Origin of the sequence: Leyella lascolaii (genome assembly GCF_900079775.1) — a bacterium.
Classification (GTDB): Bacteria; Bacteroidota; Bacteroidia; order Bacteroidales; family Bacteroidaceae; genus Prevotella; species Prevotella lascolaii.
Genome location: NZ_LT556050.1, coordinates 105,333 through 128,589 on the forward strand (window position 1 = coordinate 105,333; position 23,257 = coordinate 128,589).

Annotated in this window: 13 protein-coding genes and 1 tRNA gene; 4 read left to right on the forward strand and 10 right to left on the reverse strand. The window is 49.6% G+C overall.

Annotated elements, in window-relative coordinates:
- Window positions 1-40 precede the first annotated feature (40 nt).
- Entirely contained in the window at window positions 41-289 is a 249-nt protein-coding gene (locus BN4609_RS12960; RefSeq protein ID WP_068857059.1) for a hypothetical protein, read from the reverse strand.
- 95 nt (window positions 290-384) lie between these two features.
- On the opposite strand from BN4609_RS12960, the gene BN4609_RS12965 reads away from it, so the two are divergent.
- Entirely contained in the window at window positions 385-627 is a 243-nt protein-coding gene (locus BN4609_RS12965) for a hypothetical protein (protein ID WP_164071693.1), read from the forward strand.
- Window positions 628-650: 23 nt separating this feature from the next.
- Here BN4609_RS12965 and BN4609_RS12970 read toward each other — a convergent pair whose 3' ends face one another.
- The 6 genes from BN4609_RS12970 to BN4609_RS12995 all read right to left on the reverse strand — a co-directional run bounded on the left by BN4609_RS12970 (window position 651) and on the right by BN4609_RS12995 (window position 10,830).
- The gene (locus BN4609_RS12970) at window positions 651-1,562 is read right to left on the reverse strand and encodes a glycosyltransferase family protein (protein WP_021993580.1); all 912 of its coding nucleotides are present in this window, start codon (window positions 1,560-1,562) and stop codon (window positions 651-653) included.
- A gap of 151 nt (window positions 1,563-1,713) precedes the next feature.
- Window positions 1,714-4,014: a translocation and assembly module lipoprotein TamL gene (gene tamL / locus BN4609_RS12975; RefSeq protein WP_068857061.1), complete on the reverse strand. Its 2,301-nt coding sequence runs from the start codon at window positions 4,012-4,014 to the stop codon at window positions 1,714-1,716.
- The gene (locus BN4609_RS12980; RefSeq protein WP_068857062.1) at window positions 3,998-8,614 is read right to left on the reverse strand and encodes a translocation/assembly module TamB domain-containing protein; all 4,617 of its coding nucleotides are present in this window, start codon (window positions 8,612-8,614) and stop codon (window positions 3,998-4,000) included. Before BN4609_RS12980 ends, tamL begins: the two co-directional genes overlap by 17 nt.
- A gap of 77 nt (window positions 8,615-8,691) precedes the next feature.
- Window positions 8,692-9,366, reverse strand: a complete 675-nt coding sequence (locus BN4609_RS12985) for an RluA family pseudouridine synthase (RefSeq protein WP_068857278.1) — start codon at window positions 9,364-9,366, stop codon at window positions 8,692-8,694.
- A gap of 86 nt (window positions 9,367-9,452) precedes the next feature.
- Complete coding sequence (gene fabG / locus BN4609_RS12990; RefSeq protein ID WP_068857063.1) at window positions 9,453-10,199, reverse strand: 3-oxoacyl-[acyl-carrier-protein] reductase; 747 nt, start codon at window positions 10,197-10,199, stop codon at window positions 9,453-9,455.
- A gap of 37 nt (window positions 10,200-10,236) precedes the next feature.
- A complete protein-coding gene (locus BN4609_RS12995) occupies window positions 10,237-10,830 on the reverse strand; it encodes a TetR/AcrR family transcriptional regulator (protein ID WP_021993574.1) in 594 nt (197 codons plus the stop codon).
- Window positions 10,831-11,467: 637 nt separating this feature from the next.
- On the opposite strand from BN4609_RS12995, the gene BN4609_RS13000 reads away from it, so the two are divergent.
- The 3 genes from BN4609_RS13000 (at window position 11,468) to cmk (ending at window position 13,754) form a co-directional block, all read left to right on the forward strand.
- A tRNA-Met gene (locus BN4609_RS13000) sits at window positions 11,468-11,543 on the forward strand.
- Between the two features lie 562 nt (window positions 11,544-12,105).
- Window positions 12,106-13,050 (forward strand): type IX secretion system protein PorQ, encoded by a 945-nt coding sequence (gene porQ / locus BN4609_RS13005; RefSeq protein WP_068857064.1) that lies wholly within the window; start codon window positions 12,106-12,108, stop codon window positions 13,048-13,050.
- 11 nt (window positions 13,051-13,061) lie between these two features.
- Complete coding sequence (cmk, locus tag BN4609_RS13010; RefSeq protein WP_068857065.1) at window positions 13,062-13,754, forward strand: (d)CMP kinase; 693 nt, start codon at window positions 13,062-13,064, stop codon at window positions 13,752-13,754.
- A 316-nt stretch (window positions 13,755-14,070) separates the two neighbouring features.
- On the opposite strand, the gene BN4609_RS13015 is transcribed toward cmk, so the two are convergent.
- Genes BN4609_RS13015 through BN4609_RS13025 form a run of 3 tightly spaced genes read right to left on the reverse strand, consistent with a single transcriptional unit; the run spans window position 14,071 to window position 21,607 of the window.
- The gene (locus tag BN4609_RS13015) at window positions 14,071-14,946 is read right to left on the reverse strand and encodes a 4-hydroxy-3-methylbut-2-enyl diphosphate reductase (RefSeq protein ID WP_068857066.1); all 876 of its coding nucleotides are present in this window, start codon (window positions 14,944-14,946) and stop codon (window positions 14,071-14,073) included.
- Complete coding sequence (locus BN4609_RS13020) at window positions 14,943-16,031, reverse strand: DUF1573 domain-containing protein (protein WP_068857067.1); 1,089 nt, start codon at window positions 16,029-16,031, stop codon at window positions 14,943-14,945. The genes BN4609_RS13015 and BN4609_RS13020 overlap by 4 nt, the downstream gene beginning before the upstream one ends.
- Before the next feature lie 44 nt (window positions 16,032-16,075).
- Window positions 16,076-21,607, reverse strand: a complete 5,532-nt coding sequence (locus tag BN4609_RS13025) for an alpha-2-macroglobulin family protein (protein ID WP_068857068.1) — start codon at window positions 21,605-21,607, stop codon at window positions 16,076-16,078.
- Window positions 21,608-23,257: the final 1,650 nt, after the last annotated feature.

Below are 23,257 nucleotides of genomic sequence, written 5' to 3' on the forward strand. Positions count from 1 at the left end.
TGCACAAACGCATGGCATACCATACCGGCACACTCATGACTCACTGCGGAGAACGCTCCCAGTCAAGCAGGAAAAGGCGTACTGGTGACATGCCACGGATGTCGCCGGAAAGCTTAACCGGCACGATGACAATAAAATGAAAACGGTATGGCAAGACTGTACGGTTTTTCCGCTCTTGCAGGAAAGCCTGTTCCGCACTGCGGAAGAGCCCGTTTGAGACCACGAAAGAGGCTTTTCCGCACCGTGAAAGAGCCTCTTTCGCAACGTCATATGCACCATATGCCGACACAAAACCATAATTGTCTGATTATCAGAGAAATGTGCACAAACAAAGAATCAGGAAATATTGTTCTGAAATTCCGATTGCAGCTGATTGTGACACTTATGGATTTTTGCATCGGAAAGGCACGGAACGACAAAAGAGACGGGAAGAGCGTATGGCATGACAAATTAATAACGCATCATGGAGGAAACCGCCCCGCGCTGACATCACCGCCAGACACTGATGAAGTCTGTATGCCGTTACGGGGCGACAAGGCACATACCGTGGTGAACGAATACGGCGCATCGCCTGAGGCAATGCGCCGTACATATTATTTTACGAACCATTCTGCAGTCATAAGCTAATGCCGCAGAACGCAAATGTCGGATTAGAAGAGTTTTGACGGATAAACGCCTTCGTCGATAAGAGACTGTATCTTGTCTACAACAGACTGACGGTCGGCTGCATATGTCACGCCAAACCACTTGCTGGTCGTATCGAGCACTTTCACCGTAGCGGTTTTCTCATTGATAAGCTTGTTCACCATCAACGGGATGAAGAACTCAGCCTTGAGGTTCTCCATGTTTTTCGGATCGGAGAGGAACTCCTTGAAATAAGCCTCACTGTGCTCGAAATAGTCGGGAGTGAATCCCCACATGTTCATCGACACAGGCGTGTTGTCCTCAACAGCTACCCACTCTCCCTGCTCGTCCTTATAGCACACAGGACCGTTCACGCGCATTATCTCGGTGCGCTCCACAACAGTGGTGAGGTTCTCGTCGGCGTCCTTGGAGCAGATGCCGCGTGCCACCGTACCGTTCTCAGACAGTGTGTTGCCTACGCGGAAGCCCACCATCGCATACTTGTTCTGCGAACCTTCAGGCAGCTCGGAGAGGAACTTGCCTATCACCTGGAATGCGTCGCGATTGTAGAAATCGTCGCAGTTGATTACGCAGAACGGTTCCTTGATAATGTCTTTTGCCATGAGCACGGCATGGTTTGTGCCCCACGGTTTGACACGACCCTCGGGAACAGAGAATCCCTCCGGCAGATCCTCAAGCGACTGGAAGCACAGTTCTGCCGGGATGTGACCCTCATACTTGGAAAGAATCTTATCGCGGAAATCCTGCTCGAAATCCTTTCGGATAACAAACACGATTTTGCCAAATCCGGCTTTGATGGCGTCGTATATGGAATAATCCATTATTGTCTCGCCATTAGGTCCTAAACCGTCCAACTGTTTCAATCCACCGTAGCGGCTGCCCATACCAGCTGCAAGAAGTAATAATGTAGGCTTCATAATATGTTATTGTTTATATTGTTAATAATTCTGGTTGCAAAAGTAACAAATAAGAATGAGAAAACGAAAAGCGCGGAGCAGTTTTTTGCTCCTGACACAAATTAGCCGGTGCATCGCTCCGCACATACGCCGCCTCTCCCCATGCATGTTTTCAGAACGGATAGCCTATGGCAAAATGCAGGCTCTGTCCGTCGCGGAACGACGATATGTTGTAGAAACCGCTCTTGTACGGCACGTGAAGACCCACGCCCCAGTCAAGGCGCAGCACGAAGAACTCAAGGTCGTAGCGCAGTCCTACGCCTGTTCCCAGCGCGGTTTCCTTCAGCAGGTTCTTCACCTTGAACAAGGAATTTGTGCGGTAGCCGTCGTCACGCAATGCCCACACGTTGCCCGCATCGAGGAACGTGGCTCCGTAGAGATTTCCGAACAGGCGGAAACGGTACTCGAGGTTGGCTTGCAGCTTAAAGTCTCCGGTCTGATCCATATACGACGTACGCTCGCTGTCGGTGTGATAAGCACCGGGTCCGATGCTGCGCACATTGAAAGCCCTTATGCTGTTGGCTCCTCCCACATAGAACTGCTCACTGTAAGGCGCGCTTTCAGAATTGCCGTACGACCATATGAGTCCGGTGCTGACGTGCCCCACAAGCTGACTGTGGTCGCCCACTGCCCATGTCTTGCTGAAGTCGGTCTCTATCTTGAAGAACTGCGCATAAGGATTCTTGAACATCTGCTTGTACTTGCTGTTCCATTTTTTCCCCGCAGCCAGATAACCGAGTGAAAGCAGATTGGACGCCTCGCTTACCACCACCTGCCAGTAAATGGGGTTGCGGTAGGTGGCAGGACTGGAATAAGTGTATGAGTAACGCATCTTAGGCACAAACTGGTCAGCCATTGTCACGAGCAGATACGGGTTCTCGTTCATGACATCTCCGAACGCCTCGGTCATGTGTGTCATGTATTCATATTGCAGGATGAGCGGACTGAACTGATGGACAGACGTGGCAGTGCGCTGGAAATTGTATGTGAGCTCGCCCGAAACAATATGTCTTTTGAAATATCCGGAGCGGTTGATGACGCTCGACGATGCCTTTAAGATTGTGGAAGGAGTGTTGTACCACCGCACACGACGCCAGAAAGGAAGGACGAGACGCGGAAGCTCTAATGACACGTTTGCGCCATACTCATATGAATTCATCTCCGAACTGCTGCCGTCAGCGTTGTGTCCGGTCTGCCACTCATATGAGCCGTTGATGTTGATGTCGAGTTTCTCTCCCCCTCGAAAGGCGTTGCGACGGCTTATACCTATGACAGCTCCCGGTCCGAGTTTGCCGCTCGTCTTGCCGACCATGTTTGCCTCGACGTAGAAATCGTAAGGTTTGTCGAACACACAACTGAGGGTCATGTCGAGCGTATCACAGCTCAATGTGGTGTCACGGGGTGTAAACTTGAAATCTACAAAACTGAAAAGCCCGGTTCCGGTTATCTTACTTGCAGACTGCAGATAATCGTCGTGGCTGTAAAGTCTGCGCGGACGCAGCTTCAGGTCGCGCAATATGACACGCGTGCGGAGAGGCGGTTTGCGACCGTTGAACCGCACTGTGAAGTATCTGTGCACAAGCGAATCGCTGAGCGTCTCCATGAAATCTTTCCGCAACTCGAGGTTGACCTTTCCTATATACCACTTGCGGCGCACTCCGTCGGGCACGCTGTCGGCAAACTGCAGGCGCAGCTGAACCGTATCAGCCACCGAGACGGTATCGGCAAGATAGGACGCATAGCCGGGCTGGTAATAATAATATCCGTTATTGCGGAACACGTTGCTCAGACGTGTACGCTCGGCATCAAGCACCGAGACTTTGAAAGGGTCGCCCGGATGTATGAGTGTCTCGCCGAGTGAGGAGCGTATAAGAGAGTCGGCTCGCGGCGGGAAATTGACATATCTCAGCGAATCTATCCTGTAGAGATTGCCCAGACTGACAGTATAGCCTATCTTTGCCTTCTTCGGGTTTTTCTGAGTGATGACATCATATTCCACGTTTGAGTCGAAATAGCCGTTGGAACGGAGAAGCTCATTCGCCACCTTGGCGCGAAGCTCCGGATTGACCCGGCTCATCAGCACGGGAGGCTTACCGAACGACTTGGTCATCCACTTCGAGAAGACAGAGCGCGACTTGGAGAACGCATTCCATATCCACAGTCCGTAAGGAAACGGAGAGCGGTGGTAAGAACTTCCGAACAACGCTCCGTTGGGAGCCGTGGCGAGCGCAGCCTCCACCTCTTCCTGCACGGCAAGAAAATGGTCGTTCTTCTCGTAGTCCTTGTATTCTATCTTCGTCAGACCGACAAACAGCTGGTCGTCCTCAGGAATGTTCTTCGTGCTTGAACACGACATCAGCATTCCCGATATTATAAGAACGACGCATAATGAGAATCTATCTGTTGTTTTCATCTTTGCTTACTGTAACAGAATCTTTTGGCATATTTTTGTCAGAATTGTCCTTGCTCTTGAATCTGAATATGTCTGTGAGACGCTGCAACTTGCGTCTCCACATGAAACCTCCGCCGTATTTGCCGACATAACCCTCAAGCCAGTCATAGCTGTCGCGCTCATAAAACAGCTTGAGATACTTGTTGGAATTCTGGCTGAGACGGTATTCGAATGTCACGTTGTCGAAGAACGTATTGTTCTGATTCTCCACTTCAGCTCCTGTAGAGACCTTTCCTCCAATGACAATATTGAGCCGGTTGTTCCAGAACCGTTTGGAGAACTTGAACGAATAGTCCGTCTGCACCTGTCCGCTGCTGAGCGTGGTGTTGTCCATACCGAAACTGAGGTCGAGCGTGCGCAAGGCATTTCCCGATATGGAGTTTATCTGACTGTTGAGGAATGCGCTCAAGGCACTGTTCATGGAGAATGAGCTTGTGTTGCCGTCGGCAAGATACATGCCGGTTGTAAGCATGGTGACGGCAAGTTTTCCCCTGTTCTCCTCAGACATGGTCTGGAGCTGATTGTGTATTGTCATATCCTCCGGCGCATCAATGATGAATTTCAGTCCCATATCGTTAAGCGTCTTTGTGATGACCACTCCACAATTGAACAGTACACTGCGTCCCGCATCTCCGTCCGTAGAGACATTCGTCTTGGTCTGCTCCGTAGCCGTGATGTTGAGTTTCGGGTTCATCGGATCGCCCATAAACTCTATGTAACTGCCATCCTGTATGACAAACGTCTTCAATGGAATCACCGGAAGCGAATATTTCATCTCACCGTTGCTCAAGGTGTATCTTCCCGTAAGCCGCAGGTTGTCGACTGCGTTATACTGCATACGCAGGTCTCCTCCGCCAATGAGGTCGACATAGTTTGAGTGGCTCTCGTTAAGCGCGCACATGATGTGTGCGCCCTCATCGATGCTCATTGTGAAATCCATGTCTATGCCTGTAAGCGGCGGCCGAGTGACAATGTCTTCCGTGGAGTCGTTGAGATTGACAAACTTGACGAGTCCGTCAAGCTGATTGTCGGTGGTCAACGGTGAGTCGCGCAGGATGTATGTCATATCTGTCGAGCCGAGCACATCAAGCTTGCCCCTGATCAGCATGCTCTCGAGAGAACCTCTCATCATGGCGTAGAAGTTTACATACGCCTTGCCGTAAACCTCCGAGCGTCTGTTTTCCTTTGCGTTGACGAGCTGATAGTTCGTGGCACGTACACCGAGATCGAGATACATATTGTCCATATCAGCAAAATCAAAATATCCCGTAAGAGTCAGAGGACTGTTGTTCCGGGCATACATTTTATAGTCATCGAAAACAAGATTGCTGTTTGTTATCGGTACAGGAGTCTCGTCAAACCTAAGCCGGACACCATAAGGGATGCTGACAACATAAGCAGAGTCGAACCTGACCTCGCCGTTCACTACAGGTGAAGACAACGCCCCTTTTATTGACAGGTCTCCTCCGGCATATCCTCTAAGTCCGAAAGTGTGGTCTGGCATGAAACCGTTGATTATCCGGAGCGGTGTGCGACTCAATGTAAGATCGGCATTGAGATAACCGTCATCCGCCGAATTGTAGCTGCCTTTAAGGGTGGCTATCTCCTCATCATTGCATGAGAGGAAACCGTCTACGTAATGGCTGCCGTCCTCTTTCGGCATGTAGGCAAAGTCGCTTGATAAGTTGCCGATGCGGTTGCCTTCATAAACGAAGTTCTCTATGGATACGGACGACGAGATGTTTTTCTCATCAGCCGTGCTCACAAGATGGAAATCGCCGTTCAGTATTCCTGACATCTTGGGGACATACGGTATCACGGAAAGCACTTCATCAAGATTGAACTTGACCAGACCGACAGTTATGTCCTGAAGAGCCTCTGTACTGTCGTTCGTGAAAACACGGATTCCCATACCGTCATCAGCTCTAAGCCGTAGATTTGCGGAGATACGCCTGTCGTCTCCAAAGAACAGATAGTTGTCCTTGTTTATCTCGAAAGGCTTGAATCCAAGTATCGGAGTGCCTCTGCTTCCAAAGCGTACGCGGATGCCGTTATCCGCCATAGCAGCATCTACACCCAAGGACACTCCCACTCGTTCCTTGTCGTCATACATTCGCACTCCCAAATAGATGCCGCGCTCATAGAATGCTCCCCGGAAAAGGGTATTGAACACGTATTGCGGGTTTCCGGGACCGTTACGCACCTGACCGTTGAAATCTGTACGCAAGGTATCGGAATTCACTACCAATCTTATGGTGTCAAGCCGCACACCTGAGACAACAAGCGAATCGATGGCGATGTTTCCGTTAATTCCGTCTGACATGGATGAGCGCATATCTATCTGAGCATGCTTCATGTCGAAACCGAACTTTTTGAGTGAGCGGCTGAAGAAGTTGTCACGTCCGGCACAGAAATGGAATCTCATGTGCGGGAAATTCTCACGCAGACGGGCTTGGTCTATATAGCGTTCCTTCAGCTGCCTGGCTACCTCAGCCATCAGCTTCTGACCACTGCGCATTATTTTCTCATATCCTCCGGAGGCTCTGACCATCATGTCGAAGTCACCGCTTCTCACTACAGCCGACGTTGAGTCAGCGCGTGTGAACGCATCTATCAGGACATCTTCCGGTGTATACACACGCGAACTGTCTGTCAAGGCAATATTGCGTATGCTTCCGCTTACTCTGTGGTTTTTCTTAAAGTTGCTGGCAAAATCCATATCTGCTTTAAGAGACATCTCCGCAGGCACGTCGAACACCCGAAGCCGATAAAAATCAATATTCTTTATATCACACGACAAATTGCCTCGCATACTCTTATGGCTCATCGCCGCATTGAGTGCCACACTGCCGTCAAGCAACTGGTTGTGGCTGTCGAGAGTGGCACGCGCCTTGCCTTTGTCGATAACTGCGTTGAATGTTATACCGGACAGATTATAAACAGAATAGACGAAGTCGGACACAATGGCATTGACATTGAGTCGCGTATGTGATGAGCGAAAATCGGTTCCTTTTCCGGACATGACGATACTGCCGGAGAATGGCTTGAATTCAAGAGACGGCATGAAATGGCTTATGTCAAGCCTTTCAGCCTCAGCCTTTGCCTTATAGGACATTCCGTCTGTATTCATGAATGCGGACAAGTTTAATTTTCCTCCGCCTTCGGCAGCAGTGACATCCACATCATACTTGGTTCCTCTGGCAATGAGTTTCCCGTCAACGGATATGCCCTTTGGAATACGCAGAGCAGGACTGCCGGCAAGAGAAGCGATGAAATCCATATTATAGGTTTTGGCTTTCAGATGAAGGTCAACTCCTAACTTCTTGACATCGTTCAAATCCATAAGTCGCCCATTACAGCTTATATCGAAAGCCGAGGGCAGTTTTATAACAATACCGTCAAGGCTTGCCCGCCTCATGTTTCCAGTCACAGAAGCTTTCACGGAAAGCGGATAGTTGGGCCATCTACGCATAAAGCCAGACGGCATTGAAGCCATGAAGCGGGACAGGTCCTGTTTGCCGAGCGATGCATCGAACAGTACATTGAGTTTTCCCGTGGATTTGTCTGAAAAGGCATTGAATGCGACATCAGCCCGAGCACGCACTGATGACTCGCTTGTACGCAATCGGAAATCGGGCATGTTAATCCTGGCGGAATCGAGTGAGACAGAGCCGCTGATTTCTTCCATGCGTATGCCGCTTTTCTCATAAAACGCGCACTCATTCATCCGAAGACTTAATGCCGTGTTGTGATAGACGACTGAATCGACCGACATGTTCAGTCCAGAAAGCGCGATATGGTTATAATCGAGACCGGAAACTGGTTTCTCGTAATTATTGTCGTATGTTATCTTTCCGTTATCCAGTCTGAAACGACCTACTGTATATTTGCCTTCATGCAGGTCAAAACGTCCTTTCCTGACATTCACGTTGCCCATATAAGCAGACAGTTGGAGTGTGTCCCCGGGCATATGTACAGTAACGGAAGTGCGTGATATATCGAGTTTGTCAAGACATATTTTCCAGAAATTGGATGATTCTGAGGTATCTTCGGGGACACTGTCGTTCAACGCGACATCTATATTTGCGTCTGCCAGTGACACACTATTGAGACGCACTGTCTCCTTATTGAGATTTATACCATGGCTTATAAGTTCAAGACTGCCGAAATTTCCTCTTACACGCGCGCTCTCAACAAGTCCGACAGTATTCAGATTTACATCGCTAAGACTAAGACGGTCTATTTCAACCTGACTTCTGAACAAAGGCAGAAGCCTTATATCTACAATTATGTTGCGAACATTTGCTATCGTATCTTTCTTACCTGAGATAGAGTCAGACGGCTGTAGCACACACACACCGTTTACGCTTAGATTAAGAGGGAACGCCAGTCTCACATTGTCGACGGATATGTCAAGTCCTGTCTTTTCGGATGCTGTTGATGTTACCTGTCTTACAATCCAGTTCTGAACAGGAGGTATATACAAAAGCACTGCCATGATGAAAAATATGGCGACCGGTATTAGCAAGACTATCAGTATCTTCTTAAAGATTTTCTTCATTGGCATGTCTTTGTATGTAAATCTGGAATATCTTATTCTGAAACGCGCATCCGCCTGACACCGTCATGCTGTATGCATCAGGCGATGCGCACTATACCACGCCACAAAGGTTCATCTGGTAGTATGGCGTCGAAACTCATCAGTTGTTTTGAGACGGGATGTACGAATGTTATATTAGACGAGACCAGCGATATGCTACCGTCCGGATTGCTGCGCCGTGCCCCGTATTTTATGTCTCCCTTTATGGGACATCCTATGGAAGCAAGCTGACAGCGTATCTGATGATGGCGTCCTGTCTTCAATTCCACTTCCAGTAATGTATAATTATCTGTGTGTCCGGCTTCCTTATAACTTAGCACAGCCTTCTTTGAGTCCGGCACCTCATGATTGTAGCAATAGCTTTTATTCTGTTTCTCATTGCGCACTAGCCAGCTTGTAAGAGTGTCTGCCGGTTTGGGAGGTTTGCCGGCTGTTAGCGCAAGATAGGTTTTATGCACGTCACCATTACGGAACATATCGTTCAGACGGGACAACGCTTTCGATGTCCTGGCAAACACCACGACACCGGACACGGGTCTGTCGAGACGATGGACCACGCCAAGAAAAACATTGCCAGGTTTGTTATACTTCTCTCTTATATACTCCTTGACAATATCAGACAGCGGCACGTCACCGGTCTTGTCACCCTGCACAATTTCCCCGCTATCCTTGTTTACAACGATGATATGGTTGTCTTCGTATAAAACCTTCATTGAGATTATCATTAAATATTATGCATAATCCATAAAATCTGCTTTGCGCATATATTACGGATTATGCATAATGAGCAAGACGCAAATTACATATTCATGCCACCGTCTACCTGTATCACCTGTCCGGTAACATAAGAAGACATGTCGGATGCAAGGAACGTTGCGACATTGGCAATATCCTCAACAGTTCCACCACGGCGCAATGGAATCTTCTTTATCCATTCCGCACGGATATTGTCAGGCAGAGCCTGTGTCATGGCTGTGTCTATGAATCCCGGAGCTATGGCGTTGGCGCGTATGCCACGACTTCCAATCTCCTGTCCTATACTCTTTGCAAGAGCTATCAGTCCAGCCTTCGAGGCGGCGTAATTGCTCTGTCCGGCATTTCCATGAACACCCACCACAGATGCCATATTGATAATAGAGCCACTCTTCTGTCGCACCATGATAGGCGTGCATGCGTGGATGAAATTGAATGCAGACTTGAGATTAACGGCAATAACGGCATCCCACTGTGTTTCCGTCATACGCATCATCAGACCATCCTTTGTTATACCTGCATTGTTCACAAGTATATCAATGCTCCCGAAATCCTCATGCACCTTCTTGACAAGTTCTTCCGTCTCACCGAACATTGCCGCATTGCTTGCGTATCCCTTCGCTTTGACTCCAAGTGCAAGAAGCTCTGCCTCTGTCGCTTTTCCGTTCTCGTCAATAACAAGGTCTGTAAATGCGATGTTTGCACCTTCTGATGCAAATTTCAGCGCGATAGCCTTGCCGATACCGCGCGCAGCTCCTGTAATAAGAGCTGTCTTACCTGATAAAAGTCCCATTTTCTTTTTATTTATAAATAAACTATACAATAAATTGTCATTTGGCAGTATTCTTTCCAAGGGCACCGTATACCACCTTAGCCACAAGCGGTTTGCTCGCCTCTTCTGTCATTCCATGTCCAAGGCGACCATATATGAACGGCACTTCAAGTCCCTTTATACAATAATGTGTGATATCGGCAACAAGATCCACATCCTCGATGTCAAACTCACCATCAGCCTTGCCTTCGGCATACACCTTACGGAAAAGCTCTATCTCATCTTCATCAAAATTCTTGCGCACCTTCTCCACCATCCAAATGTTCCGGAAAAATTCGGCACGCAGATTACCATTGCGCACCACCGTCTCTCTTATCATACTGAGGTGCGTATAAATGAGTTTTATAATCTTGTCTTGTGGCCGTATCTTCATGGCCGCCACTTCATCCAGCTTGTCGGAAAGCCGTTCCAGCTCAGACTCTATCACAGCCGAATACACGTCTTCCTTCCTATTAAAATATGTATAAAGCGTACGGCGTCCTTTACCTGATGCGACAGCAATGTCATTCATTGTCGTATTGGCAATTCCGTTTTTTGCAAACAACTGCCGTGCCACATCCACCAGCTTCTGTCGTGTTTTAGATACTGACATACATTATTATTGTTACGTTCGCTTCATCCGTATGCACATACTGGACTGCATGTGCAAAAATAAAATATTAATTTTATATATGCAAATAAATATATGATGATTTATGTTTTTTATATCATCGTATTCTGAAACGCAAGTAAAACTTCAATATGATTTCAGAATGGCATATTATCATAAGCACACAAATGCATTTTTAGTACAGAAATAAAGAAAATGCGGAAGCAAGCTACAGGAATTCACAGCAATATACACAAACCTGACAATGTACGATAACACATAAAGCATGACCGTGAGGACTAAAATTCTACTCATATTAAAGCTGCAATGTCGTTCCATAACGCATTAAGCCGAACAACTTCCACGCATAACAGCATGAAATATCTTTAAATATGAAAAACATGTTTCATTCGTTTCAAGGCTGACTTCACAATATATGCAAAACCCTGATTTACTTACTGATACACGCCATATATAAAACCAGAACCCGTGAAATAACCGATTGATATTCCACTAACTTTCTACAACAATTTTGCATAAAAATAAAAAAATCACCATTATTACTTGTATGTTTCAAAAAAAAGCAGTACCTTTGCACTCGCAATTCAGAAATGACGTTGCAATAAATAAAGAAATATATCGCGGAGTGGAGCAGTTGGTAGCTCGCCAGGCTCATAACCTGGAGGTCGCATGTTCGAGTCCTGCCTCCGCAACCAACGAATGTCCGGAATACCTGTTACAATAGGATTCCGGACTTTTTTGTTTTTAACCCCGGTCAAAAAGCGGGACAGTAAAAATACAAAAACTTTCCACAAATATTGAAGCATTGTCATAAGCTGATGGTATCTGAACACTTGTTCCATATAAATGCAAACAAGACGGATAACGGACATTGCTGCGCAATCAAAACAAATACTTTTCAAAAAAATAAATGATTTTATTTTATTCTGCTCACACTTTGCCGTATCTTTGCAGAAGATAAGCTGCATTCGGGAAATCAAGAGCAAGTTCTCTTTCCGCTCATTTGCAATATCTTTGCAGAAGATAAGCTGCATTCGGGAAATTAAGAGCAAGCTCTCTTTCCGCTCATTTGCAGTTTCTTTGCAGAAGACAAGGTGCGTTTCGGCAGCATCAGATACGGTAAACATCCGTTCTTACGTACTGCCGGTGCATACATCTTACATTGGCTATGCAGAAGACAATATACTATCGGGAAATTGATGACCGGCTTTCTTTCTGCTTACTCGTACTATCTTTGCATCATAATTTTATCTGCAGATGAAAAAAACATTATTTATCATCATATTGACAGTAATGGCTGCCACCACCAAGGCTCAGGACAGTCGCACGGGCTACAATTTTCTGAGACTGCCCGTAAGCGCGCATGCCGCAGCATTGGGAGGCGACAATATCAGCATCATAGAGGACGACGAGTCAATGATATTCAACAACCCTGCCCTACTGTCGTCGGTAAGCGACAAAACCATAAATCTCAATTACATGAACTACATGTCCGGTGCCAACACAGCCAGCGCGTCATTCAACAGAATAATAAAAGAACGCGCGTCTGTAGCCGCGTCCGCACAGTTCATTGACTACGGAAAGATGAAGGAGACCGACGAGAACAACATACAGACAGGTGAGTTCTCCGCAAAAGACATTTCCATAGCGGGCTATTTCTCCTACATGCTTACCGACCGTCTGGCAGGTGGCATAACCGCAAAATTCATAACCTCATACATCGGCGATTACAATTCCATTGCCATGGGCGTTGACCTCGGGCTCAACTATTATGACCCGGAAAAAGAATGGTCGGTATCACTTGTCGCAAAGAATCTCGGCGGTCAGATGAAAGCCTATGACGACCAATACGACCGTATGCCAATAGACATACAGCTGGGAGCGAGCAAACGCTTCGCCCACATGCCGTTCCGCATATCCGCCACACTTGTAGACCTCAACCATCTCGACTATAAATTCATAAACCATCTGGTTGCCGGAGTCGACATTATCATATCTTCGACAATATGGGTGGGTGCAGGCTACAACTTCAGACGTGCCAACGAGATGAAGATAACCGAGACTGACGGTGAAAGCAGTCACGGTGCCGGTCTGTCGTTCGGAGCCGGAATAAACCTCGAACGCTTCAAGCTCAATCTGGCATACGGCAAATACCACGTATCCAGTTCATCAATCCTTATAAATCTGGCATATTCTTTATAAACAACATAACAATGAAAAAGATCACGATAGCCATCGACGGTTATTCCTCATGCGGGAAGAGTACGATGGCAAAAGACCTTGCGCACGAAATAGGATACATATATGTAGACACAGGCGCCATGTACCGCTCAGTGACTCTCTTCGCTATGCGCAACGGACTGCTCAACAGCGACGGTAGCATTAAAACCGATGAGTTGAAAGACAGGATGGACGATATTGACATATCATTCAGACTGAACAGCGCGACGGGACGTCCGGACACCTACCTCAACGGAGAACTGGTAGAAAAAGAAATACGAACGATGGAGGTATCGGCGAACGTGAGCAGGATTGCCGCCCTGCCGTTTGTCAGAGAGGCTCTCGTCGCACAACAGCAGGCTATGGGCAAGAAAAAAGGCATCATCATGGACGGACGTGACATCGGAACGGTGGTTTTTCCTGATGCCGAACTAAAGATATTCGTCACGGCATCAGCCGAAGTGAGAGCCAGACGACGCTACGACGAACTGAAAGCCAAAGGCATGCCAGCCGACTTTGACGACATCCTTAAAAACGTGAAAGAGCGTGACTACATCGACTCTCACCGCGAGACGTCCCCTCTTCGAAAGGCAGACGACGCACTGGAGCTTGACAACAGCAACATGACAATAGACCAACAGAAAGCATGGCTGATGGCGCGCTATATGGAAAAAGCGGCAAACTGACAGACAGTTTCTTTGCTATGCCGCGTACATAGAAGCGTCACACAAAGCCTTCATAAAGTTCCAAAGCCGCTTTATTATCGGATTGAATGCCGCTTACGATTAAACCCAAATCAGTCATTAGACTCCGGTTTGATTATGCGTTAATGCAGAGCGGATTGCTTGCCGTTTAGACGAAGGCGTAGCGGGCTACGCCGAGAAGGAACGGTAAGCAAGACACCTACAGAAACGCCTAAGCAGACCGGAGAGTATGTGAAATAAAGATTTATTCAAATATATACGTTCTAATGACCGATTGGGGTTAAAGCCGCAGACATCATTAAGGATGTTCTGCGGCTTTTATACGTTCAAGAATACTGTCGCGGCACTGCTCCATAAGCCATTTAGGCGTACTCGTCGCGCCACAGATACCAACAGACGTGACTCCCTCTATCCACGAACTGTCAATCTCTCCAGGGCCCTCTATCATATAGCTGTTGGGATTGACACTCTTGCATGTGTTGAACAGGACCTTGCCGTTACTGCTTTTGCGTCCGCTCACAAAAATGATAATGTCGTGCCGGGCGGCAAAAGACGCTATATTGGGCATCCTGTTCGCCACCTGACGGCATATCGTGTCGAAACTCCTGAAAGTGGCATCCGGCGAGATATGGCTCTGTATATAATCTATGATACGGCGGAACTCGTCGAGATTCTTCGTTGTCTGCGAATACAGATAAATGTCACGTCCGAAATCGAGAAGCCTCACATCCTCAAGCTTCTCCATCACTATCGCCTTGCTGTGAGTCTGCCCCACAAGTCCGAGAACCTCCGCATGACCGTTCTTGCCGAATATCACTATCTGTGCCTCAGGGTTGGCGTCATACTGTTTCTTGATGCGTCTCTGCAACTGAAGCACCACAGGGCACGTCGCGTCAATTATCTCGATATTGTTGCGTCTTGCCGTCTCATATGTCTCGGGAGGCTCACCGTGCGCCCTGAGCAGCACCTTGACATCGTGCAACTGCTTCAGCTGCTCATGGTTGATGGTTATCAGTCCGCGCGCATGAAGGCGTTCCACCTCCTTTCCGTTGTGCACTATATCACCCAGACAATAAAGTGTATTGCCTTTCGCCAACTCCTCCTCAGCCTTCTGTATAGCGGTAGTGACACCAAAACAAAAACCGCTTGAGCTGTCTATTTCTATATGAATCATTTTTTATCTGTCCTTTCCACACCGTCTACTTTAACGTTTATCACCACCTTGGGATTTTTCGGGTCGTTGGTTATCATCAGCACCTTAGGCTCGCTGCGCGACTTTCTCATGCGCTCCACATTTGCCGTTATCTTCAGTTTTGCCTCCTCACCCGGATCAAGAACCGAATTGTTGAGCGACACGCTCAGTGCCGACGAGAACATCTGCAGATTGTTTATTCTCAGCTCAGACCTGCCGTTATTCTTTATCATCACAGTACCCTTGAGTTTTTTCTTGCCGTCAGCGGCGCCGAGATTGAGTTCCTTCTCCGACACCTCTATGACCGGAGCCAAAGCCAGCTCAGCGTCCGACATGTCGTCAAACTGCGGCAACAACACGGCAGACACACTTATCTCCTTGTCACTGTCCACCTTGTCACCGGGCTTGTTGCCGAGAAACACCGTCGTCTCCGTCAGTCCGAGGTCGTTGAGTTTCCTTGAGTCGAGCGTTATAGTAACCACTCCCGCACGTCCGCTCTTTATCCTTGACGGCGACACATCGGCTTCCAGATAGTCCGGCAGATGCATCACCACCGGCTCTGCCGTCTCTCCGCCGACGTTGCGTATATGTATCCTCAGCTGCGGTGTCTCACCGTTGCTCACGTCGTTGAACTCCAGAGTGTTCCTGTCGGCAAGCAACGTGCCTATCGTGTAAGGATAATCACCGGAGTAATCCTTCACCTCTCTCACCACCACACCCTTCATTCGGAGCATCAGCGGTTCGTCGCTCCCCTCGGTGCAGACATCAGCATACTTGTCGAAATGCCCCATCTGTCTGGAGTCGAACGTCACTCTTACCATGAACTTCTCACCTGCCGGAATATCTTTATGAGGAAATTCAGCCGCCATGCAGCCGCAACTTGTCTGCACATCGCTTATGCGCATGCTTCTGTGCCCGTTGTTTCTCAACTCGAATTCAGCCGTCACCGGCACGTTGTATTCCACCTGCCCGCAGTCCACCACGTCGCTGGCAGCCACCAGATCCTGTGCCTGCGCCCCCGATGAAAGAGCCGCAAGCACAGCCAGTACGATTATAGTTTTGTTCATCAATTATGATTTTGCTTATATATTTATAGTGTTACATATATTTCTTATTTCCTTTCCGACACATTTATTGTCATGGCGCCACTTCTCGCAGAGTACTCCGGACTGTACGCGCACTGCACCGTACATATGCCCGTACTATATGTTCCGGCGCGGTCTACGTAATATTCAGTCTCTATGACATGCTTTCCCTTCGCCATTCTGTCGAAATAATAGCCCGTCCGGTTGTCGCCCTGCGCATAATAGCAGCCACGGTGATAGCCGCTTATCTGCAACGCCGGCTCCATGCACGCAGCCCTTTTGTCTGTCAGCTGTACAAAGTCATAGTCGCGCGCAGCGTTAACGGTGATTCTCACCTTAATCCTGTCGCCTACATGGAGAGCGGCTCCGTCAGCCAGCACCTTGCCGTCCTTCAGAATCTCGCGCTTCACGGTCAGACCCTCGGACGCTCCTTCCACATCCTTCACATCCTGCATGAACTGTGCGTACACCGCGCCCCACGACATGCCTTCGGAAGATTTCTCCACCGTCAGCGTGTTCATTCCGTCGCCCGTACGTGTAGCCTTGACATAGCCGGTTCCTGCCGCTGACTTCGGAAGCTCGAGCTTCGAACCGTCCACCTTCATCACCGGCACGCTCTTTTCCGATAATGTCACAGCGTCCGCGTTGCCTTTCATGAAAGCATATACGGCATCCACGTTGTTCAGAGGAGTGTCCCATCCCTGCGTGCGCTTTGACTGCAGGAGCCACCGCTGCATCTCCCTTATTGTCGTGACATCCTCAGGCGTCACAGCCTGCAGTGCCTCGATGACAGCAGTCTGCGTAGGTATGCGGTAGTCATACCAAGAATAGAATGCCTTTGGAGTGTCGAAATAGCGTCCCATCTCGTCGCTGAACACAGAATATTCCTTCACGCTGCGCAACAGTTCGGCGGCTTTTTCGCCCCGTCCGCTTCCCGACATTATAAGGGCGATGTTTGCCTTTCCTGCTATCGTAAGTCCGGCACTCTGCTTTTCGAGAAGGTTCACCATATAGTCATAGTCCTTCTTTCGCTGTCCGTCGAGTTCACGACCGTCGAGCGTGCATATATAAAGATAGGTGACAGCCATCTCGCTCGGACGCAGATTTTTCTCGCCCTTGCTCTCCGCCTTCTTCAGGTTCTCCACCTCGGTCGCCACATTCTTGCCGAGAAAATCTATCGCCGCCTTCAGCATTCCCGCCGTAGCCGGGTCGGCGCCTGTCATGGCGTTGAGCCTTACAAGCATCTCCGCAACAGCCGAGGTCATGTATACGCTGCCGCTCATGCCCTGCCACCATGAGAACGAACCGTCTCCGTTCTGCAGTTTCCTCAACTTTGCAAGCACATCGTTGAGCCTGTATTCCAACGCAGACTCGTCATAGAAACCTGTGAGCATACGTTTCCGGTCAGCCTCCGTCTTCGCCTCCATGAGCCAGGGCGTCTCGCTGAGCACCACCGACTTCAGCTCCTCATTCTTCTGCAGATTGCTCATGAGCGACGTCTCCTCGCCCTTCTCCTGTCCCCAAAGGTCGAGCACACGCTTGAAATCAGGCACACTCTTTATGATGTTGCGTCCCAAACCGTTGGCATAATATGCTGCGGCGAGACACAGGGCATTGTCTTCACAGGTCTCGGTTATGACAGGCAGTGTCTGCAATATGAGCCATGAAGGGTTGTCGGTGTATTCCACTGTCAGTCTGTTGTCATCATTGTCCTCTGTAAACATCTGCCTGAGGTCTATCGTACGCTCGCCCGCACCGTCCCAGGTAAAAGCCTTTGTGTTTGTGACAAGCTCACGGTCGGGCATCACAGCCATGTAGTGTTGCTCTCCGTCGCTGTATCCGCGTCCTGAAGCAGTGACACGGCAGATGAGCAGTCCGTCGTTCGCCACCTTGTCCATATCAAAGCTGAAGCTCACGGCGGCGGTCTCACCCTTCTTTACAGCGTACTTCACAGTCTGGTGCCATACCTCCTTTTCGTTCTCCGGATTGAGCAGTGCGAGACGTGCCGTACCCGTGACGTCCTTCTCAGACGTGTTGAACAGACGTGCCGAGATGCTCACCTTGTCGCCATTACGTACAAAACGCGGAACATTAGGCTGCACCATCACCGTCTTCTGCGCCACCGCCTCGCCTTCGAGCATGCCGCTGTTCATGTCTTTGTCGTGCGCAATGCCCATGAACTTCCATGTGGTTATGCTTTCCGGAAGAGTGAACTTTATACTGATATTTCCCTTTTCGTCAGTTGTGAGACCGGGATAGAAGAACGCCGTCTCGTTGAAGTTCTCACGCATCTGGGGCGTCTGTTCCGAGTCGGCCTCTAATGTCACAGGTGTTGTCGCACCCGTTAATGAGAGCTTGCCGCCCGATGCGTCCTCCGCCGCTCTGGCGTAACCTACACTCATCACCTCATCACTGGCAGACATTGGCTGCACTATCATCTCCTTCGACCGGAGCACCTCACCTTTTGCCATCAGCACTTCATTTACTGTAAGAATGCCAAGCAACGGCGTCACATCATAATGCCCGAACTCCAGCCGGCGCTCGTCAAGAAGCTTGAGAGGCATCTCGCCATACACTCCTTTGTTTGTGGCGTAACGCGCAGACCACGATGTGAACGGCACACTGTAATAAAGCGGCATGGACAGACGCCACCAGTTGCGGCGCAACGCGTCGAGCGACTTGTCGTAGAGGGTCGCCATGAGCTGTGCGTCGGCAGGCGTTCCGTCGGGGCGGCTCACGCTGAGCGTCCATTCCTCTTTCTGTCCCGGGGTGAGCCTGTCGCGGAAGGTAGTCCACTTCATCATAAGCCTCGTGTCCTTCTTCGGGCGGGTCAGCGTCACGGAATGGCGGTAAAGCCTGCCGTCCTTCACCCACGCATAGTTGAGCAGCACGCCGTCGCCATACTCAGGCTTGTAGGTAAGCTCGCGCGTGTGCAGCTCGTCGCGCAATGTCATCGTGCCGTTCTCGAGTATCCTGTCGCCTGCGAACACTGTGTAGAACACATGCAGCAGACTGTCTGAGGAGCCGAGCTGCACATACACCGGACGCCCGTCGGCACCGAACTCTTCCGCCGATGCGTAGAACCAGTCGTGTGTCTCGACCACCGCTTTCCTGTCCTGCATGGTGAACACCACAAACTCACGCTCTATGGTGTCGTTGCCGCAATATGCCCTCAGCGTGTGTCTCATGGACCGGAGCTGCGATGATGATATAGCGGCAGGCACATTAGCCTTGCACGTATACTTCTCGCTGTCGATATAGAAGGTCACGTCGCCGTCTATCACCTCACCGGCATTGTTACGGTAGAAGAATGTCACTGTCTTCAGACTGTCGCGCTCCACCCTCGCGGGCATGTCGCATGTGAGCGATGTGGGACGGTCGCTCAGCGGAATGCTTGTCTCTCCGTCGTGCGTCTCGCCTGCCATATCGGTGACAACTGCGAGCACGTCGAAACTGTAATATCTGTTAGGACGTTCGTCCATCGTCTCCGGCAGAGCCACCGGAACCTTTATACTGAACTTTCCGTCACTGCCCGTCGCGATGGTGTCTGAGAGTATCTGCACCGTAGCGTCGCCCCCTCCGTAATAACGCCAAAGCATTGACGGACGGCGCGTGACGGTGTAAACAACGCGCGCTCCCTGCACAGGCACTCCGGCATAGGTCTTTGCGGAGCCTTTCACGGTGACTGTGTCGCCTGAGCTGTATCCGGAAGTGAGCTTGTCGAACTGCACGTCGAACGTCGGCCGCTTGTATTCCTCAACCGAGAACAAAGTGATTCCGTTGCTGCCGAAGTCGCATCTCACGGAGAAGTTGCCCGGCAGGCAGGAGGCAGGAAGCACAAAGTCGGCAGACGCCATTCCGAAACTGTCGGTCACTACTTTCCTCTTTGCCACTTCCTTGTAGTTGGCGTCGCGCAGCGTGAGAGTCATAGCCCTGCCTCCGATGGCAGCCGACCGTTTTGTCTCACTGTCGTGACTATAGGCAAGGGCTGCCAGATGCACGGTCTGTCCGGGGCGGTATATGCGCCTGTCGGTGTACAGACTGACATAATTAACCTTACGTCTGTTGTCATTATAAGAGAAATATCCGCCAAAGGAAGACTCAGGAAAAGCCGTGTCATCGTCTGTGTATACGTAATAGGAATGACTGAAGTCCGGTCTGCAGTTGAATAAAGCCTCTCCGGCGTCGTTGCATGTGAGCGTCTCCACACCCTTGTTGTCGCTGTTGCGGCGTTCTGTCGACGTGACACGTATGCGTGCTCCCGGCACCGGCTCTCCCGTCGTGGCGTTGACCACCACCATACGTACGTTGTTGCCGGGCAGAGCCTCGTTAACGAGCATGAGGTTGCTCACATAGAGCAGGGTGCGCTCCACCGGCACGCTCGCATTGTCGGTAGTAAACTCCACGAGATAGACACCGTTCTTCAGACCGTCTATCTGCATGCTGTCACTCACCACCTTGTATGGCGGCATGCCTATATAGCGGCGCGTCCGGGTGAATGTCTCACCGGGCACGATGAGTTTCTTCAGCCTGGCGTAATCGTCCGGATCGGAAGGGTTGATGTCGTCGTCACCCTTCACATTCACACGGCGGACGGTCATCGTGAGCTGTCCTATGTTGCAAAGCGAAGCCACGGTCACCTTCTTGGGACGTCCGGGCAGAGTCATCTTGTCGCCCAGAGTCACGTTGAAATAAGGCATCGTGAGCCGCTTCACAGCGTTGCGGAGGACGTTCATTCTCTGCCATGCCCCCCACTTCACCAGCGCATAGTCTATATAGTTCATCTTGTCTTCGGGAGTGGCGTCCTCCGACGCTTCCATGAAGTTGTAGCGTTCGATGGCAAGCTCTCCGGCAACGTCGAGGTCGCCATACTTGTCGATGAGCGAGTCTATGGATTGCAGGTAAGCCGACTTCTGCATCTTCAGCGTAGTGCCCTCACGGTTCTGCTGTACCATCTTCAAGGCGCAAAGGCATGTTGCGGCACGGTTGCCTGCCTTCTCATAATAATCGTGCAGAAAAGCGTAGCGTCCAGCCTCCATGCCGAGCACGTGCAGCACGTCGTCGCCGAAGATGCGGCTGTCCACACCGTCTTCTATGAAAGGAGCGTATCCCGTTGCGAAAGCGCGGGCAAGACGGTCGGGATGACGCAACGAAAGATCGTAGAAAGCCTCGCTCCGTGCGGCGGCATCGTCGCTGAGCGACGGACGCTCCCGGTAGACCGTTCCGAGCACGGAGTTGTACACGGCAGCCAGAACCACGTCCACGCTCTCCGCACGCTTTGCCTCAGCCTCAAGTCGGCTGACAGCCGGAGCGAGCGAGTCGGGCGACACGGTGACGCTCACCCCTATCCTCGTCACCTGTGCTTTGAGCAATTGTCCGTAGGCTTTGTCAGCCTCAGCCTTTGCTATTATTCTGTCAAGAATATCTATACGTGTCTTGGGCAAATCCTTTTCTCTTGCCTCCGCCTCACGCTTCCACAACGTGGTGTAACTGTCTGCGGACACCGCCGCAGGTATCATCAATGCCGCGAAGACGACAAGTAGCAGTCTATGTTTCATAATACCGATTTTTATGATTGAACTATCCGTCCGTCGCGACCCGCCGTCCAAACAGGCGGCAGGCATGCGGAGACGTAACGCTATATTATTGCAAATATACGAATATTACGGACAACAGCCAATCAAAACAACAAACTTTTACTTATGTTGCCGATTTTTTATCGTCGCCAAGACACCGTATGAAATCATCACATCATACCATCCTTTTGCCGTACCGGCAACGCCTGAGGCAAGGCAAATAGCATAAGGTGACATGCGTACAACCTGTTGCGGGAAACAGCGAATTTATGCGGCAACATCTCTAAGGCATCGGAAAGCCGGAGAACAGTCGCCGCACGTATCACGGAAGGTGAAAACGCGGGGATGACGTTTATGTGACCGGAACGTCGGAAAGCGCATGGATGACGATGTGAATGTAAAGATAATTTACCAAATAAAGCCCCGTCTGCAACCGGCATTACAGAATCCGGCAGACTGAAAAAGCCTTTCAGGACGTCAGGAAAACGCATGTCTCACTGCCTTCGCAGCCACACGACATTGCCGAAAAGGCTCTTCCGCGCATCAGGAAAGGCTCTTCCGGGTCTCGGAAAAGCCTCTCCCGCGAGACGGAAAAGGCTTTATCGCAAGACGAAAGAGGCTTTACGGCAGACTGAGTGTATACGGGGATACACTCCGTAAAGACATAACACGCACATTATCAGTACTGTGCGCAAACACGGCAAAATCACGACATTCTCGGCAAGGCGGGTCTTCCGATGTGGACAGGCGGGATATGAGAGGCATGATGTAAATATTTTTTACCATCATAAAACCGTATTTTTACCATCATAAAACCGCATAGCGAAACACACAATAGCACTTTGAGCGGTCTGATGACCGGTTCGGGGTAAATCCGAATATGCCATCAGACTTCCATTCTTATTTCGTGCTGCTGTCAGCCGGATTGTATTCTGATTTATCGAAGATGTAGCGGGCTACATCGAGAAAAAGCAGAAGACAAGACGACGGCGGCAGTGCGGAAGAAGGATGAAGAGCTGACAATATACCTTAAATGTAAAATCTGCGGTCTTATGACCTATTCGGGGTAAATCCGAATAGGTCATCAGACTTCCATTCTTATTTCGTGCTGATGTCAGTCGGATTGGATTCTGATTTATCGAAGATGTAGCGGGCTACATCGAGAAAAAGCGGAAGACAAGACGACGACGGCAGTGCGGAAGAAGGATGAAGAGCTGACAATATACCTAAAATGTAAAATCTGCGGTCTTATGACCTATTCGGGGTAAATCCGAATAGGTCATCAGACTTCCATTCTTATTTCGTGCTGATGTCAGCCGGATTGTATTCTGATTTATCGAAGATGTAGCGGGCTACATCGAGAAAAAGCGGAAGACAAGACGACGACGGCAGTGCGGAAGAAGGATGAAGAGCTGACAATATACCTTAAATGTAAAATCAGCGGTCTGATGACCTATTCGGATTAAACCCGAATAAGTCATCAGACTTCCATTCTTATTTCGTGCTGCTGTCAGCCGGATTGTATTCTGATTTATCGAAGATGTAGCGGGCTACATCGAGAAAAAGCAGAAGACAAGACGACGACGGCAGTGCGGAAGAAGGATGAAGAGCTGACAATATACATTAAATGTA

Coding starts and splice junctions, on each gene's coding strand:
- BN4609_RS12965 (WP_164071693.1), top strand. CDS start 385: ATGGATTTTTGCATCGGAAAGGCACGGAACGACAAAAGAGACGGGAAG.
- BN4609_RS12970 (WP_021993580.1), bottom strand. CDS start 1,562: ATGAAGCCTACATTATTACTTCTTGCAGCTGGTATGGGCAGCCGCTAC.
- tamL (WP_068857061.1), bottom strand. CDS start 4,014: ATGAAAACAACAGATAGATTCTCATTATGCGTCGTTCTTATAATATCG.
- BN4609_RS12980 (WP_068857062.1), bottom strand. CDS start 8,614: ATGAAGAAAATCTTTAAGAAGATACTGATAGTCTTGCTAATACCGGTC.
- BN4609_RS12985 (WP_068857278.1), bottom strand. CDS start 9,366: ATGAAGGTTTTATACGAAGACAACCATATCATCGTTGTAAACAAGGAT.
- fabG (WP_068857063.1), bottom strand. CDS start 10,199: ATGGGACTTTTATCAGGTAAGACAGCTCTTATTACAGGAGCTGCGCGC.
- BN4609_RS12995 (WP_021993574.1), bottom strand. CDS start 10,830: ATGTCAGTATCTAAAACACGACAGAAGCTGGTGGATGTGGCACGGCAG.
- porQ (WP_068857064.1), top strand. CDS start 12,106: ATGAAAAAAACATTATTTATCATCATATTGACAGTAATGGCTGCCACC.
- cmk (WP_068857065.1), top strand. CDS start 13,062: ATGAAAAAGATCACGATAGCCATCGACGGTTATTCCTCATGCGGGAAG.
- BN4609_RS13015 (WP_068857066.1), bottom strand. CDS start 14,946: ATGATTCATATAGAAATAGACAGCTCAAGCGGTTTTTGTTTTGGTGTC.
- BN4609_RS13020 (WP_068857067.1), bottom strand. CDS start 16,031: ATGAACAAAACTATAATCGTACTGGCTGTGCTTGCGGCTCTTTCATCG.
- BN4609_RS13025 (WP_068857068.1), bottom strand. CDS start 21,607: ATGAAACATAGACTGCTACTTGTCGTCTTCGCGGCATTGATGATACCT.